Genomic DNA, 16,081 nt, shown 5'->3' with positions numbered 1-16,081 from the left:
GGGAGGCGGCGACGCACTGCCCGTACTGCGCCCTCCAGTGCGGGATGCTGCTGCGCGAGGATGCCGACGGGGTGACGGTGCTCCCCCGGCAGTTCCCCACCAACCGGGGCGGGTTGTGCCAGAAGGGCTGGACCGCCGCCGAGCTGCTCGACCACCCCGAACGACTGACCACCCCGTTGCTCCGCGACCCGGCCAGCGGCGAGCTGCGCCCGGCCAGCTGGGACGCCGCGCTGGAACGCATCGTCACCGGCATCCGCGCCGTCCAGGCCGAGTCCGGCCGGGACGCGGTCGCCGTGTTCGGTGGCGGCGGGCTGACCAACGAGAAGGCGTACGCGCTGGGGAAGTTCGCCCGGGTCGGGCTCCGCACCCGGCACATCGACTACAACGGACGGTTCTGCATGTCCTCGGCGGCGGCCGCCGGCCTGCGCGCCTTCGGCATCGACCGCGGGCTGCCGTTCCCCCTCGCCGACCTGGGCCGGGCCGACACGTTGCTGCTGGTCGGCGCCAACCCGGCGGAGACCATGCCGCCGCTGGTCCGCTGGCTGACCGAGCAGCGCCGCAACGGCGGCCGGCTGATCGTGGTCGACCCACGGGCCACCGCCACCGCACGCCAGGCCGACCTGCACCTGCAACCGCTGCCCGGCACCGACCTCGCGGTGGCCAACGCGCTGCTGCACATCGCGCTCACCGAGGGCTGGACCGACCGGGCGTACGTCGCGGAGCGGACCACCGGCTTCGCGGCCGTCCGGCGCAGCGTGGCGGCCTGGTGGCCGGCCCGCGCCGAACAGCTCTCCGGCGTGCCGGTGGCCGACCTGGAGGCGACCGCCCGGGCCCTGGGCACCGCCGGACGGGCCATCATCCTCACCGCGCGCGGCGCCGAACAGCACGCCAAGGGCGTGGACACCGTCACCGCGTACGTCAACCTCGCCCTCGCCCTCGGCCTGCCCGGCCGCCCCGGGTCCGGGTACGGCTGCCTGACCGGCCAGGGCAACGGCCAGGGTGGACGGGAGCACGGGCAGAAGGCCGACCAGTTGCCCGGCTACCGACGCATCGACGACCCCGCCGCACGGGAGCACGTCGCCGGGGTGTGGGGCGTACCGGCCGACGAGCTGCCCGGCCCGGGCGTGCCGGCGTACCAAGTGCTCGACTCGCTCGGCACCCCGGGCGGGCCACGGGCGCTGCTGGTGCTCGGCTCCAACCCGGTGGTGTCCGCACCCCGGGCGGCCCACGTCGAACGCCGGCTGCGCGGGCTCGATCTGCTGGTCGTGGCCGACCTCCTGCTGTCCGAGACGGCCGCGCTGGCCGACGTGGTGCTGCCCACCGCACAGTGGGCCGAGGAGGACGGCACCATGACCAACCTGGAGGGCCGGGTGCTGCGCCGACGGGCGCTCCGCCCTCCCCCGCCGGGCGTCCGTACCGATCTGGCCATCCTCGCCGACCTGGCGGCCCGGTTGGCCGTCGCCGAGCCGGCCGCGGTGCCGACCGACGCCCCCGGGCCGGCCGGCACCGCGGCGGCCCGGTTCCCGACCGACCCGGCCGCCGTCTTCGCGGAGCTGCGGCGGGCCTCCGCCGGTGGGCCGGCCGACTACGCCGGGATCAGCTGGTCCCGGATCGACGCCGCCGACGGTGTCTTCTGGCCCTGCCCCACCGAGGACGGGCCGGACACGCCCCGACTCTTCACCGACCGGTTCGCCACCCCGGACGGAAGGGCCCGGTTCCACCCGGTGGACCACCGTCCCGCCGCCGAGCCGGTCTGCGACGAGTACCCGCTGCACTTCACCACCGGCCGGGTGCTCGCCCAGTACCAGTCCGGCACCCAGACCCGCCGGGTGGACGCGCTGCGCCGGGCCGCACCGGACGCCTTCGTCGAGCTGCACCCCGACCTCGCCGCCCGGCTCGGCATCGGCGACGGGGAACCGGTACGGGTCACCTCCCGTCGGGGCGAGCTGCGGGCCCCGGCCCGGCTCAGCCCGACCATCCGGCCGGACACCGTCTTCGCGCCGTTCCACTGGCCGGGCCCCGCCCGGGCCAACTCGGTCACCAACGACGCGGTGGACCCGATCTCCGGGATGCCCGAGTTCAAGATCTGCGCCGTGCGGGTGGAGAAGGCATGACCGAACGCGTGGTGATCGTCGGCAACGGGATGGCGGGCGCACGCCTGGCCGCCGAGCTGGACGCCCGCGGCGGCGACCGGAAGGTCACAGTGCTCGGGGCGGAACCGCATCGCGCGTACAACCGGATCATGCTCTCCGCGCTGCTGGCCGGCCGGATCGGCGAGCAGGACGTGGAACTGGCCGAGACCGCCGGGCACGGCAGCGACCTGCGCCCCGGCGTGCCGGTGACCCGCATCGACCGGGCCGGGCGAACGGTCCGCACCGCCGACGGCGACCGGATCGGCTACGACCACCTGGTGCTGGCCACCGGCAGCCGCGCGATGGTGCCGCCGCTGCCCGGGCTGACCGGGGAGCTGCCGCGCCGGGTGGTGCCGTTCCGCACCCTGGACGACTGCCGGCGGATCCGCGCGGTGGCCGACGGCGCGCGCAGCGCGCTGGTCCTCGGCGGCGGACTGCTCGGGCTGGAGGCCGCCCGCGGGCTGGCCACCCGGGGGCTGGCGACCACAGTGGTCCACCCCACCGGGCACCTAATGGAACGGCAGCTCGACCCGGCGGCCGGGGCGGTGCTCGCCGGCACGCTCGCCGGCCTCGGCGTCACCATCCAGCTGGCCGTGCCGGCGACCGGCGTAGCGGCGGACGCGACCGGCGTCCGCCTCGAGCTGGCCGACGGCCGGTCGCTGCACGCCGACCTGCTGGTGCTCTCCTGCGGGGTACGCCCCGACACCACGCTCGCCGCCGACGCCGGCCTGGCCGTGCGGCACGGCGTGGTGGTGGACGACCGGCTGCGCACCAGCGACCGACGGATCTCGGCGATCGGCGACTGCGCCGAGCACGACGGCACACTCACCGGGCTGGTCGCCCCCGCCTGGGCCCAGGCACGGGTGCTGGCCCAGGTGCTCAGCGGCACCGAGCCGCTGGCCCGGTACCGGCCCCGGCCGGCGGTGACCCGACTCAAGGCGGCCGGTATCGACCTGGCCGCGATGGGCGACGCCACCGGCGGTGGTCCGGGTGAGGAGCTGACCTTCAGCGACCCGACCCGGGGCACGTACGCCCGGCTGCGGATCCGCGACGAGCGGCTGACCGGCGCGATCCTGATTGGCGACAACCCGACGATCGGCACAGTGATCCAGCTCTTCGACCGGGGTCAACCGGTCCCGGCCGACCGGCGGTCACTGCTGTTGGGCCGGGCCTCGGACGGCGCCGGCGCGGCACCGGCCGCGTCTCCGGCGCTGATGCCGGACGCGGCCACGGTCTGCCAGTGCAACACCGTGACCAAGGGCGCCCTGGTGAGCTGCTGGCGCTCCGGCGCCCGGAGCGTGGACGCCGTGCTGGCGGCGACCCGGGCCGGCACCGGCTGCGGCGGCTGTCGGGACGCCGTCGCCGGCATCGTCGACTGGCTCTCTCAGGCGGACTCCGTGGAGGTGACGCGATGAACGGCGGCGATCTGGTCGTCATCGGCAACGGCATGGTCGGGCAGCGCTTCGTGGACGCGCTGCGAGCCCGCGATCCGCACGGGCGGTGGCGGGTGACGGTGCTCGCCGAGGAGAGCCGACCCGCGTACGACCGGGTACGACTCTCGGCGTTCTTCGACGGCGTGGACGCGGACGCGCTGAACCTGCACACCCCGCACGACGGCGTACGGCTGTGCCTGGGCGAGCCGGCCATCGCGATCGACCGCGAGCGGCGGGTGGTCGAGACGGCCACCGGCGCGCACCGGTACGACGCGCTGGTGCTGGCCACCGGGTCGTACCCGTTCGTGCCGCCGGTGCCCGGCGCAGACCTGCCCGGGGTCTTCGTCTACCGCACCCTCGACGACCTGGTGGCGATCCGGGCGTACGCGCGGGGCCGGCGGGCCGGCGCGGTGATCGGCGGCGGGCTGCTGGGGCTGGAGGCGGCGAACGCCCTGCGGCTGCTCGGCCTGAGCACCGACGTGGTCGAGTTCGCACCCCGGCTGATGCCGGTGCAGGTGGACCCGGCCGGCGGCGCGATGCTCCGCCGCTACGTCGAGGAGCTGGGCGTGCGGACCCACCTCGGGGTGGCCACCAGCGCGATCCGGCCCGGTCCGGACGGCGCGGTCGCGGCGCTGGAACTCTCCGACGGCCGCACGGTGGGGGCCGAACTGGTGGTGGTGGCCGCCGGCATCCGACCCCGGGACGAACTGGCCCGGGCCGCCGGACTGCCGCTGGGTCCGCGCGGCGGGGTGCTGGTCGACGGGACCTGCCGCAGCGCCGACGAGCGGATCTGGGCGGTCGGCGAGTGCGCGGCGGTCGACGGCACCTGCCACGGCCTGGTCGCCCCGGGGTACGCCACGGCCGAGGTGGTGGTCGACCGGTTGCTCGGCGGCGCGGCGACCTTCCCGGGCGCGGACACGGCCACCAAGCTGAAACTGCTCGGCGTCGACGTGGCCTCGTTCGGCGACGCGCACGGCGTGACCCCGGGCTGCCTGGATGTCACGTTCACCGATCCGGCCACCCGGGTCTACGCCAGGCTGGTTCTCTCCGACGACGCGCGCACCCTGCTCGGCGGGGTGCTGGTCGGTGACGCCAGCGCGTACCCGACGCTGCGGGCCAGCGTCGGTGGCCCGTTGCCGGCCGCCCCGCTGGCGCTGCTGGCGCCGGACGGCGGCGCGGACGCCGGTGCGCTGCCCGCCGCCGCCCAGGTCTGCTCCTGCAACGCGGTGACGCGGGGCGACGTGGACGCCGCCATCGTCGGTGGCTGCGCGGACGTGCCGGCGTTGAAGGCGTGCACCAGGGCCGGGACCAGCTGCGGCTCCTGCGTGCCGACGCTGAAGCAGCTCCTGGACGCGGCCGGCGTGGCGCAGTCCACCGCACTCTGCGAGCACTTCGACGCCAGCAGGCGCGACCTGTTCGAGATCGTCCGGGTACGCCGCATCCGCACCTTCTCCCGGCTGGTCGCCGAACACGGCCGGGGTCACGGCTGCGACATCTGCAAGCCCGTGGTGGCGTCGATCCTCGCCTCGTTGGGCTCGGGGCACGTGCTCGACGGTGAGCAGGCGTCGCTACAGGACACCAACGACCACTTCCTCGCCAACCTGCAACGCGACGGCAGCTATTCGGTCGTGCCGCGGATCCCCGGCGGGGAGATCACGCCGGAGAAGCTGATCGTCATCGGCGAGGTGGCCCGGGACTTCCGCCTCTACACGAAGATCACCGGCGGTCAGCGGATCGATCTGTTCGGAGCACGGGTGGAGCAGTTGCCGCAGATCTGGCGGCGGCTGGTTGATGCCGGCTTCGAGTCCGGGCACGCGTACGGCAAGGCGCTGCGCACGGTGAAGTCCTGTGTCGGCGAGACCTGGTGCCGGTACGGGGTGCAGGACTCGGTGGGGCTGGCCGTCGCGCTGGAGCTGCGCTACCGGGGGCTACGCGCCCCACACAAGATCAAGTCAGCGGTCTCCGGCTGCGCCCGGGAGTGCGCCGAGGCGCGCGGCAAGGACTTCGGCATCATCGCCACCGAAACCGGCTGGAACCTGTACGTCGGCGGCAACGGCGGTTTCCGACCCCGGCACGCCGACCTGTTCGCCTCCGACCTGTCCACCGAAGCGCTGATCTCGCTGATCGACAGGTTCCTGATGTACTACATCCGCACCGCCGACCGGCTGCAACGCACCGCCGCCTGGATCGAGGCGATGGACGGCGGCCTCGACCACCTGCGGTCGGTCATCGTCGACGACTCGCTGGGGCTCTGCGCCGAACTCGACGCGGCGATGGCCCGGCACGTCGCGTCATACTCCGACGAGTGGCGGGACGTGCTGAACGACCCCGAGCGGCTGCGCCGTTTCACCTCCTTCGTCAACGCACCTGACGTGCCGGACCCGTCGATCACCTTCGCCCTGGAGCGAGGCCAGCCAGTGCCGGCGCGCGGCGGTCCACCGCCCACGGGCGAAGACCGTCGGGAACGGGAACCGGCCGAGACCGGCCGACGGCGGCAGCCGGTGGCACTGGGCCTGCCGGAGGTACGGCGATGAGCGGGACCGGAGGTACGGCGATGAGCGGGACCGCCACCCTGACCTGGGCCCGGGTCTGCCGGCTCGACCGGCTGGAGCCCGGCCGGGGCGTCGCCGCCCTGGTCGATGGCGTGCAGGTGGCACTCTTCCGGACCGCGGACGGGCTGTTCGCCATCGACAACCACGATCCGGTCGCCGGCGCGTACGTGCTGTCCCGGGGCATCGTGGGCAGCCGCGGCGCGGTGCCCACGGTTGCCTCGCCACTGCACAAGCAGGTGTACGACCTGCGCACCGGGCGCTGCCTCGACCTGCCCGGGGTGGCCGTGGCCCGGCACGACGTGCGCTGCCGGGACGGGCTCGTCGAGGTGCGGCTGCGACAGGAGGCCTGATGCGGGATGAACTGGCCGGCTTCACCATCGGGGTGACCGCCGACCGGCGGCGCGACGAGTTGGCAGCGCTGCTCGAACGGCGGGGTGCCCGGGTGGTCCTCGCCCCGGCACTGCGCATCGTGCCGCTGTCCGACGACACCGAGCTGCGCGAGGCGACCCGCGCCTGCCTGGACCGGCCGCCGGACATCCTGATGGCCAACACCGGTATCGGCATGCGCGGCTGGCTGGAGGCGGCCGAGGGCTGGGGACTGGCCGAGCCACTGCGCTCGGTGCTGGCCAGGTCGTACGTGGTGGCCCGAGGCCCCAAGGCGCGCGGCGCGATCCGGGCCGCCGGGCTGCACGACCAGTGGTCGCCGGCCTCGGAGAGCTGCGACGAGGTCGTCGACCACCTGCGGCGGCGCGGGGTCGCCGGGCAGGTGATCGCCATGCAGCTGCACGGCGAGCGGCAGCCGGACTGCACGCTCGCGCTGGAGGCGGCCGGTGCCACTGTGATCGAGGTGCCGGTCTACCGCTGGGCCCCGCCGACCGACCCGGCGCCGCTGCACAGACTGGTCGACCTGATCGCCGGCCGGCTGGTGGACGCGGTGACGTTCACCTCGGCACCGGCGGCCGAGGCGCTGCTGCGGACGGCCGGGGACCGTACCGACGCGGTGCTGTCCGCGTTCCGTGGCGACGTGCTGGTCAGCTGCGTCGGCGCGGTGACCGCAGAGCCGCTGCTGCGGCTCGGAGTGCCGGTCAGCGCGCCGGGCCGGGCAAGGCTGGGCGCGCTGGTGCGGACCATCGTCGACGAGTTGCCCCGCCGGACGACGACGTTCAAGGCCGGCGGGCACCTGCTCACCCTGCGCGGGCACGCGGCGGTGATCGACGGTGAGCTGCGCCCGCTCGCCCCCGCCCCGATGGCGGTGCTGCGTGCGCTGGCCCAGTCCCCCGGCCGGGTGCTGTCCCGTACGGCCCTGCTGCGGACCCTGCCCCGGGGCGCGGACGAGCACGCGGTGGAGATGGCCGTGGCCCGGCTCCGGGCCGGCCTGCGCGCCCCCCGGGTGGTGCAGACCGTGGTCAAGCGCGGCTACCGGCTCCGGGTCGACTGACGCCTCGCGGCCGGCCGGTGTGTGCCGGCCGGCCGCGCCGGGTCAGCCGACCGGCGTGGCGAATCCCCGCCCGTGCTCGGCCTGGAGCCGGAGCATGGCGTGCTCGACCACGGTCACCAGCACCTGCTTGACCGAATCCCGCTGCCGGGCGTCGGTCATCACCAGTGGCACCTGCGGCGAGATGGCCAGCGCCTCACGGACCTCCTCCAGCTCGTACTGGGGAGCGTCGTCGAACCGGTTCAGCGCCACCACGTACGGCAGGTTGCGGTTCTCGAAGTAGTCCAGGGGCGCGAAGGCGTCCGTGATCCGGCGGGTGTCCACCAACACGGCCGCACCCACCGCACCCCGGATGATCTCGTCCCACATGAACCAGAACCGGGTCTGGCCGGGTGTGCCGAAGAGGTACAGGATCAGGTCCTGGGCCATGGTGATACGGCCGAAGTCCATGGCGACCGTGGTGGTCTCCTTGCCCGGCACCTTGGACGGGTCGTCGATGCCGACACCGGCCGCGGTCATCACCGCCTCCGTCGTCAGCGGTGTGATCTCGGAGATCGACCCGACCAGCGTCGTCTTACCGACACCGAAGCCGCCCGCGACGACGATCTTCGCGGAGACGATTCCCCGGCTCGGCCGTCCCCCGGCGGGGTCATAGCCTGCGAAGTCCACTTAGCACCCTTCCAAGCAGTTCCATCCGCTCCTCGAACCCCTCGGCGGGAGCAGCAGTGTGTAACGTCAGCAGGCTCTCGGCCACCATGTCGGCGACCAGTACCCGGGCGACGCCCAGCGGCATCCGGGTGTACGCGGCGATCTCCGCCAGCGACTGTGCCCGGCCTTCACAGACCGTGGCGATTCGGTGCTTGTCGTGCCCGGCGAAGCGGGACTCGGCGACCTGGGTTGGAGAGGCCGTGAGGACCGCCTCGAGGGCGATGTCCTGCCGGGGCTCGGTACGACCACGGGTGACCGCGTAGGGACGTACCAGAGCGCCGCGCGGGTCAGCGCGTCGTTGGTCCATCCCCGATCACCTCCTCGTCCCCCGTGGAGCCGGTCCACACCGCCTCCCCTCCCTGGTCCGGCGTGCCGTCGGCACGCCGTCTCGTCGTCGCTACGAGCGCACCGCGTCGCGCGGCAGCGGCACCAGCGCGGCACCCACCCGCTCGACCAGCAGCGCCATCTCGTAGCCCACCTGGCCCACGTCGCAACTGCGCGCGGCCAGCACGGCCATCGACGACCCGTCGCTGATCGACATGAGGAAGAGGTAGCCGCTGTCCATCTCGATGACGGTCTGCAACACCCCGCCCGCGCTGAACATTCGGGCCGCGCCCTCGGTCAGGCTCACCACGCCCGAGGTGATCGCGGCGAGCTGGTCCGCCCGGTCTCCCGGGAGGTCCCGGGAGGAGGCGAGCAGCAGCCCGTCGGCGGACACCGCCACCACGTGGGCGATACCCGCCACGCTGTCGGCGAAGTTGGTGAGCAGCCAACCCATGTCCTGCATGGCAGCTGGCCTGTTCATCGGCTCTCCTTGGTCGAGGTGCTGTTCAGGTCCGTCCCGGCCGTCCGTCCGCGCTGCACGCCACGGTGGTAGGCCGACAACAGGCCGCGTACTTCATCGGGGGTCCGCCGGCTGCGGTCCCGGCCGCCCTTCGGTTCGATGCCGCCCGGCACGAGCTGCGCCTGCGGCACCCGCTTGGGAAGCCCCGAGCGGGTGGTACCAGCGGCCGCCGGCTCGGCGGCCCGGCTGGCCCGGGACCAGCCCTCGTCCGCCGCCGTCCGCCAGGCGCTCGGGTCCACCGCCGGAGCGGCGGGCGCGCTCGCGGCGGCGGGCGCCGCGGGCGCGGTCCGGGCGGCCGGCGGCGGGTTGTACGACGGCGGGGGCGGCGGTGTAGCGGCGCCGAACCCGCCGGTGCTCGCGGCGCCCGGCGTTCCGGTGCCGTCGGTGGCGGAGCTACCCGGGGTACGGGTGGGCAGGGGCGGTCGGGCCGGCGGCGCGGCCGGCGCGGCCGCTGCGGTCGGCTGACCGCCGCCGCCCGAGCGCGTGCCGGCGTCGGTGGACGGTGGCGGCGAGTCGAACTGCGGCCGGGTGAAGATCGCGGTGGCGTCGTCGCCGTGCGACCGGAACCAGACCGCCTCCATCTCCCGGAAGATCGGTGCCTCGGCGGGAAAGTCGGGCCGGTTGGTGACCGGCGCGGCCGGCACCGGCGGCGCGGCGGGCGGCGCGACCGCACCGGGGCCGGCGACCGGCCCGACCGGCAGCACCGGAGCACTCCGCGCGTCGGCGGCGTCCGACACCGAGCCACGCCGGGGCAGCGGGTCGACGGTCGGGTAGGCGACGGTCGGGCTGCCCACCGAGGCACCCGCACCCTTGAACGGGCTCCGGGCCGGCGGGACCGGGGCCGCCGGGGCCGCGGCGGGCGGCACCGTCGTGTGCGCCCCGGTGAAGCCACCCGCCTGCACGGCCGGGGCGGTGTTCCGGGCGTCCAGCGGGGACGGCCAGGTCGCCGGCGCCGGCGTGCTGGTCCGCCACTGGTCGGGCAGCGTCGCCGCCGAGGTGGTGGCACCGGCGAACGGCTCGGCGTGACCGACCGGGGTGAGCGGCGTCTGCTCGACCGCCATCGGCTGGCGTGGCCGGGTCAGCGCCTGCTCGCGGCCCCGATTGACGGGCAGCACCACGGTTGCGGCGGGCAACGTCACCTGGGCAACAGTGCCGCCCTCCATGTTGCGGCGCAACTCCACCCGGATGCCGTAGCGGGAGGCGAGCCGGCTCACCACGGCCAGACCCATCAACCGGAACGCGGCGACGTCGACGCTCGGCGGCGCGGCCAGCCGCCGGTTGAGCGAGTCGAGCTGCTCGTCGCTGAGACCGAGCCCCCGGTCCTCGATCTGGATCAGCACGTAGTCGCGGATCCGCCGACCGTCGGCGACCACTGTGGTGTTCGGCGGCGAGAACCGGGTGGCGTTGTCGAGCAGTTCGGCGATGAGCCGTACGACGTCGTTGACCGCGTGCGCGGCCACCGAGATGTCGGTGTCCACCGTGCCGAACTCGATGCGGTTGTACAGCTCGACCTCGGACTGGGCGGCGCGCAGGACGTCCACCACCAGGGCGTCGTCGCGGCGCGGCACGGCGGAGTCGGCGCCGGCCAGGACCAGCAGGTTCTCGTCATTGCGGCGCATCCGGGTGGCCAGGTGGTCCAGCTCGAAGAGCTGCGCCAACCGCTTCGGGTCCTCCTCGCCACGCTCGATCGCGTCCAGCTCGCCGATCATCCGGTCGACCAGGGTCTGACTGCGGCGGGCCAGGTTGAGGAACATCGCCGAGACGCTGGTACGCAGCGCGGCCTGCTCGGCGGCGACCCGCACGGCCTCCCGGTGGACGACGTTGAAGGCCAGCGCCACCTGACCGACCTCGTCGCGGTTGGTGAGCTGGATCGGATCCCGGACCTGGCGGACGATCTCGTCCACCCCACCGTCGCCCACGCTGCCCATGTTCTGCAGGCGCTGCACCGCGTCGGGCAGGTCGTGGTTGGCCACCGAGAGCGCGCCCTCGCGCAGCCGGCGCAGCGAGTGGTTCAGCGAGCGGGCCAGCACCACGGCCAGCGACACGGCGATGATCAGGGTCAGCAGCACCAGCACCGACTCGACCACGGCCTGCCGGATGACGTTCGAGCGCGCCTCGTCGGCCTGCGTGAGCAGTCGGTTCTGCAGTTGGATCTCGGCCCAGCGCATCAGGTCGTTGACCGCGCCGATGGCCGCGGTGGCGTCCTGGGCGCTGACCAGCGGTCGCTGCCCCACCGAGCGGGTGATGTCGGTGGCCACCCGGTCGGCCAGGCCGACGGCGTCACCGGAGACGGTGCTGTCGACCAGGGCGCGCTGCACCGGGTCGGCGGCGAGCGAGAAGGCGACCAGGGCCTCCTGCTGGCTGGTCAGGGTGGCGACGAAGGAGGAGAACTGTTCCTCGTCGAGCTGACCGGCGGACAGCGCGGTGAAGGCGACCGCCTCCTCCTCGGCGACGGACGCCTTGGCCCGGGCGAACGCGGCGACCGCCCGACGGCTGTCCGACAGGCGTTCCTCGCCGGGCAGTTGGGCCAGCCCGTCACCGTAGGCGACCAGGTCGGTGAGGATGACGCCGTACCGCAGCACCGCCTCGGCGACGGCCATCTGCCGACGGTCGAGCACCTCCTGACGGGTTCCGTCAAGCGTGGCCAGATGCCCGTCGATCGCGGTCAGCCGGCTCCGCAGGGCCGCCGGCACCTCGCCGATCCGGGCCCGCTCGGCGCGGTACTCGTCGATGCGCTGCTGCGTCTGGCGGACCCGCAGGTTGTACGTGTCGGCGGGCTGCTGCGGAGCGGCCAGGTAGGCCGCCGCCGCCATCCGCTCGACCTGGAGATCCTGGGTCAGCGCGCTGACGTCGATGGAGAGCGCGGTCAGCGACCGCGCCCGGGTGGCGTCGAAGGCGCCCTCGCCCACCGAGATCAGCCGGACCGTGGCCAGCGCGATCACCGCCGCCACCGGGACGACCAGGATCAGCGCCAGCTTGGACCGGATCCGGGCGTCGCGCAGCCTCGGCAACCGTCGGCGCGTGGGCCGAGCGGTGTCGCCGAGCGCGGGCAGGGTCGTCGGTCCGGTGCTCACGACATCGCCTCCGTCGTTTCTTCCCCGCCTGACCCGCCGAACCGTGCCGCCAGCGGAGGGGACCACGCGCGGCACGGCCGCGATTTCATCAGAGAAGGTTCTGTTTGGGAAGCCGCAGTGGGGCAGGAAACGGTCGGACGGCGCGCAACCCGTGATCCGGTCAACTGATACCTTCATTTCCGCAAGCCCCTGAACAGGGCGTGTAACTCCAGAGTGGTCGCGCGTGCATGCAAAGTGACCTTTTGCAAACATTGCGTTACCCCAGCATGTGGGATGGCCGTCCCGAAAATGCGACCCACGTCCGCGCTTGACCACAGCGCCGGCCATTGGCAAGGTTTTGCAGGCTTCGCGCACACCGTACGGCAGAGGAGATCCCGTCCTCCACTGAGGACGGATTAGCGGCGGTGACCGGGCAGCGCCCGCGCCCGCACCTGGAGGACTGAGTTGAGCCCCATCCGCTCCGCGACCATCGCGGCGCTCGCATCGGCCGTAGTTGCCACCACGCTCACCGGCTGCCAGTTCGGCGGGGCGGAGCAGGACACGAGTCCGATCGTGATCGCTGCGGACCTCGAACTCTCCGGCGCCGCCGCGCCGGTGGGCCGGGCATACAAGAGGGCCCTGGATCTCAAGATCGAGCAGTTGAACTCCTCCGGAGCACTGAACGGCCGGAAGATCGAACTGAAGCCGAAGGACAACCGTTCCGACGCTGCCGAGTCGTTGCGCAACATCGCCGACTTCAGCGGTGATTCCCGGGTCAGCGCCATCATCATGGGCGGCTGCAACGAATGCGCGGTCGGCGCGGTCGGGACCATCAACGAGAAGCGGATTCCCACCATTGCGCTCGCCTCTTCCGGTGCGATCGCCAGCCCGGTCGCAGATCGGCGATACGTGTTCAAGCTGGGCCCCAACGCAGTGGACAGCGCCGCGGCACTGACCACCGAACTGCGTCGCAAGAACGTCCGCAAGGTGGGCCTGCTCTACAGCGACGACGACTACGGCCGGGAGGGCGCGGTCGCGCTGCGCAGGGAGCTGGCCAAGACCACGATCAAACCGGTCGGCGAGGAATCGGTGAAGACCACCGACACCGACGTCTCGCAGCAGGTCGAGCGGCTGGCCAAGCTCAAGCCCGACGCGCTGGTCATCTGGACCCCGCCGGAGCAGGCGACGCTGGCCGCCACCAGCGCCCAGCAGACCACCTTCCGCGGGTCGCTCTTCTTCGACCCGGGCGCGGCCGGCGACCTCTTCCTCGGCGCGGCGGCCCGGGCCACCGAACAGGCCACGCTGATCTTCACCCAGACGATGGTGATCGACGACGTGATCGCCACGACGCCGGCGAAGGCGGCCCGGCGGCAGTGGTTCCAGGACTACACCGCGCGCTTCGGCGGGTACAACGGATCCTCGTCCTTCGCGGCCGACGCGGTTCAGCTCATCGCCGACGCCGAGCTGCGCGCCGGCGGCCCGGCGGGGCGGGTGGACCGCGACGGCATCCGGGACGTGCTGGAGACGTCCCAGATGGACGGCCTCTCCGGCCCGATCCGGATGACGCCGGACAACCACTCCGGGCTGATGCCGCAGGCGCTCACCACGCTGGTCGCGCGCAACGGCCGGTGGCGGTTGGCGGGGTAGACGCTGGGGGCCGCTGGGCCACACCTCCGCGCGTCACGGTCAACGGAATGGGCCGGCCTCCTGGTTGGGGGCCGGCCCTTCGTCTGGGACAGATCTTGTCGTTGCTCTGGTCAGCGGCTGCTGGTGGTCTCTCGGACCCAGGGCAGGGCGATCCGCTCGAGCAGCACCAGCACCGAGTAGAGCAGGATGCTCACCAGCGCCACCAGCATGATCGCCGCCCAGGCGGTGGCGGTGTCGCCGATGCCGGCGTACTGGGTGATGACGTAGCCCAGGCCGCTCTCGCCGGCCTGGAACTCACCGATCACCGCGCCGATCGCGGCCAGCGGCATGGCCACCTTGAGCCCGACGAAGATCTGCGGCAGCGCGGCCGGGAAGCGCACCTTGCGGAACGCCTGCCAGCGGGAGGCGTTCCAGGAGCGGACCAGCTCGGCCAGGTCGGCCGGGGTGGTGGTCAGCCCGGTCGCGGTGGAGAGCACGACCGGGAAGAAGCAGAGCAGGAACACCATGGTCAGGATGGGCGTCTGACCCCAGCCGAACGCGACCACCAGCAGCGGACCCAGCGTGATCTTGGGCACCGCGTTGACGGCGACCAGCAGCGGGGTGAACATCCGCTCCACCGTGCGGGAGCTGGCCAGGGAGAGCCCGATCAGGACACCGGCGGCCGCCGACAGGGCGAAGCCGATCACGATCTCCAACAGGGTGTCCCAGGTGTGCTCGAGCATCCGGGCCGGCTTGTCGACGAATGCGGTGAGCACCTCGCCCGGCGGTGGGAGGGCGGCCGGGTGGACCAACTCCAGCCGGGCGGTCAGCCACCAGGCCGCCAGGGCGACCAGGAGACCGACCGCGGGCAGCAGCACCGCCCCGGCCCCGGCACGCAGGCCGGCGCCCCGCCCCGCTCGCGCCGCCTCGGTGCCGGCACCCGGGGGTACGGGCACCCCCGCCACCGGCTCCGCTGACCGGACGTCGGTCATCTTGTCCTCCTCGATATGCCGGGCCCCCCACGGGGGCCGACGAGCGACGGGGGTACGACCCACCGGAATCGGCGGGACGTACCCCCAGGTGACGACCGGACGATCAGGCCTTCGGCGCGAGGCTGAAGTCGATGATCTGCTCGGGGGTGATGTTCTGCTTCAGCGCGCCGGCGCCCTGCAGGATCGCGATGCTCTTGGCGACCCGGCCGCTGTCCAGCGTGCCGATGGCGGTACCGGAGTTGCCGGAGCGCACGTACGCGGCCATCAGCTCCAGCTCGGCGGCGGCGGACGCCGTGTTGGTGGCGTCCACGTTCTTCTTCAGGATCTCGGCGGCCTCCTTGGAGTTCGCCAGGCTGTACTCCAGGCCCTTGAGCAGCGCCGCGGTGAACCGCTTCACCATCTCGGGCTTCTCCTTGGCGATCTTCGAGGAGGTGATCAGCACGTTGCCGTAGAGGTCCTGCATCACGTTGCTGTACGGCAGCATGACGGCCTTCTTCCTGGCCACCGCCTCGATCGTCGGCTGGCCGACGACGAACTGGCCGATGCCGTCCACCGACCCGGAGGCCAGGGTGCCGATCAGGGCCTGCGCCTCACCGTTGACCCAGGTCACCTTGTTGACGTCCACGCCGGCCAGCCGGGCGTACGTCGGGAAGAGGTTGCGGACCACGGACCCGGGGGTGTCGGCGAGCTTCTTGCCCTCCAGGTCCTTCGGGGAGGCGATGTTCTTGCCCTCGACGGTGGCGATGGCGGCCATCGTGCGCTGCTGGATCGCGGCCACCGCGACGAAGTCCTTCGCCTGGCCGTTGCCGAGCTGGAGCAGACCGCCGGTGAGGTCGATCGGCCCGAAGTCGGCCTGGCCGCCGACGACGGTCTGGATCACACCACCGGTGCCCTGCCCGGCCTTGATGTCGACGTCGAAGCCAGCTTCCTTGAAGAAGCCCTTCTCCTTCGCCACCCAGGCGTAGGAGTCACGGCCGAAGTTGCCGAAGGAGGTGAGGTAGGTCACCTGCTCCAGCGCCGCGCCGTTGCCACCCTTGGCGTCGTCGGACGAGTCCGACCCGCTGCTGCAGGCGGAAACAAGGGCGAGGGCGGTGGCCAGCGCGGCCGTTGCGACCGTACGGGTCAGCCTTCTCATCAGTGCACCATGTCCTTTCCGACCGGGGCCGGCAGGCCACCGGAGGGGGTTGTCGCGGCGGAACCGGCGGGAGGGGTGGAAGCCGGGCACCGCCATCGTGAGGGGACTTATCGCGGGCACAGCGTACGAGAAACCCACAGTTGCGACGCCAGGCGTATCGGGTTGCGGAAC

Annotated in this window: 12 protein-coding genes; 6 read left to right on the top strand and 6 right to left on the bottom strand. The window is 73.2% G+C overall.

All coding sequences use genetic code 11. The features are described from left to right. Positions 1–44 precede the first annotated feature (44 nt). Genes GA0070607_RS16370 through GA0070607_RS16350 form a run of 5 tightly spaced genes read left to right on the top strand, consistent with a single transcriptional unit; the run spans position 45 to position 7,555 of the window. Positions 45–2,114: a molybdopterin oxidoreductase family protein gene (locus GA0070607_RS16370; protein ID WP_231931167.1), complete on the top strand. Its 2,070-nt coding sequence runs from the start codon at positions 45–47 to the stop codon at positions 2,112–2,114. Next, positions 2,111–3,547 (top strand): FAD-dependent oxidoreductase, encoded by a 1,437-nt coding sequence (locus GA0070607_RS16365; RefSeq protein ID WP_089018978.1) that lies wholly within the window; start codon positions 2,111–2,113, stop codon positions 3,545–3,547. The genes GA0070607_RS16370 and GA0070607_RS16365 overlap by 4 nt, the downstream gene beginning before the upstream one ends. Next, positions 3,544–6,099, top strand: a complete 2,556-nt coding sequence (gene nirB / locus GA0070607_RS16360) for a nitrite reductase large subunit NirB (RefSeq protein ID WP_089018977.1) — start codon at positions 3,544–3,546, stop codon at positions 6,097–6,099. Before GA0070607_RS16365 ends, nirB begins: the two co-directional genes overlap by 4 nt. Before the next feature lie 20 nt (positions 6,100–6,119). Beyond that, positions 6,120–6,467: a nitrite reductase small subunit NirD gene (gene nirD / locus GA0070607_RS16355; protein WP_089018976.1), complete on the top strand. Its 348-nt coding sequence runs from the start codon at positions 6,120–6,122 to the stop codon at positions 6,465–6,467. Beyond that, positions 6,467–7,555: a uroporphyrinogen-III synthase gene (locus GA0070607_RS16350; protein ID WP_089018975.1), complete on the top strand. Its 1,089-nt coding sequence runs from the start codon at positions 6,467–6,469 to the stop codon at positions 7,553–7,555. Before nirD ends, GA0070607_RS16350 begins: the two co-directional genes overlap by 1 nt. A gap of 42 nt (positions 7,556–7,597) precedes the next feature. Here GA0070607_RS16350 and GA0070607_RS16345 read toward each other — a convergent pair whose 3' ends face one another. From GA0070607_RS16345 to GA0070607_RS16330, 4 genes are all read right to left on the bottom strand, one after another. Beyond that, complete coding sequence (locus GA0070607_RS16345) at positions 7,598–8,221, bottom strand: GTP-binding protein (protein ID WP_089018974.1); 624 nt, start codon at positions 8,219–8,221, stop codon at positions 7,598–7,600. Continuing rightward, positions 8,202–8,567, bottom strand: coding sequence for a DUF742 domain-containing protein (locus GA0070607_RS16340; RefSeq protein WP_007465174.1), 366 nt, complete (start codon positions 8,565–8,567; stop codon positions 8,202–8,204). The genes GA0070607_RS16345 and GA0070607_RS16340 overlap by 20 nt, the downstream gene beginning before the upstream one ends. A gap of 90 nt (positions 8,568–8,657) precedes the next feature. Then, the gene (locus GA0070607_RS16335) at positions 8,658–9,065 is read right to left on the bottom strand and encodes a roadblock/LC7 domain-containing protein (RefSeq protein WP_007465177.1); all 408 of its coding nucleotides are present in this window, start codon (positions 9,063–9,065) and stop codon (positions 8,658–8,660) included. Next, positions 9,062–12,178, bottom strand: a complete 3,117-nt coding sequence (locus GA0070607_RS16330; RefSeq protein ID WP_089018973.1) for a sensor histidine kinase — start codon at positions 12,176–12,178, stop codon at positions 9,062–9,064. Before GA0070607_RS16330 ends, GA0070607_RS16335 begins: the two co-directional genes overlap by 4 nt. Before the next feature lie 444 nt (positions 12,179–12,622). Here GA0070607_RS16330 and GA0070607_RS16325 point away from each other — a divergent pair, with 444 nt between their 5' ends. Next, the gene (locus GA0070607_RS16325; RefSeq protein ID WP_089018972.1) at positions 12,623–13,804 is read left to right on the top strand and encodes an ABC transporter substrate-binding protein; all 1,182 of its coding nucleotides are present in this window, start codon (positions 12,623–12,625) and stop codon (positions 13,802–13,804) included. A gap of 110 nt (positions 13,805–13,914) precedes the next feature. Here the strand turns inward: GA0070607_RS16325 and GA0070607_RS16320 are convergent, their stop codons facing one another. Together GA0070607_RS16320 and GA0070607_RS16315 are read right to left on the bottom strand one after the other, a co-directional pair. Continuing rightward, positions 13,915–14,775, bottom strand: coding sequence for an ABC transporter permease (locus tag GA0070607_RS16320; protein ID WP_089018971.1), 861 nt, complete (start codon positions 14,773–14,775; stop codon positions 13,915–13,917). Positions 14,776–14,878: 103 nt separating this feature from the next. Further along, positions 14,879–15,910, bottom strand: a complete 1,032-nt coding sequence (locus GA0070607_RS16315) for an ABC transporter substrate-binding protein (protein ID WP_089018970.1) — start codon at positions 15,908–15,910, stop codon at positions 14,879–14,881. Positions 15,911–16,081 lie beyond the last annotated feature (171 nt).

It is taken from the genome of Micromonospora coriariae, assembly GCF_900091455.1.
GTDB lineage: Bacteria > Actinomycetota > Actinomycetes > Mycobacteriales > Micromonosporaceae > Micromonospora > Micromonospora coriariae.
This window is presented reverse-complemented; position numbering and strand designations above follow the sequence as displayed.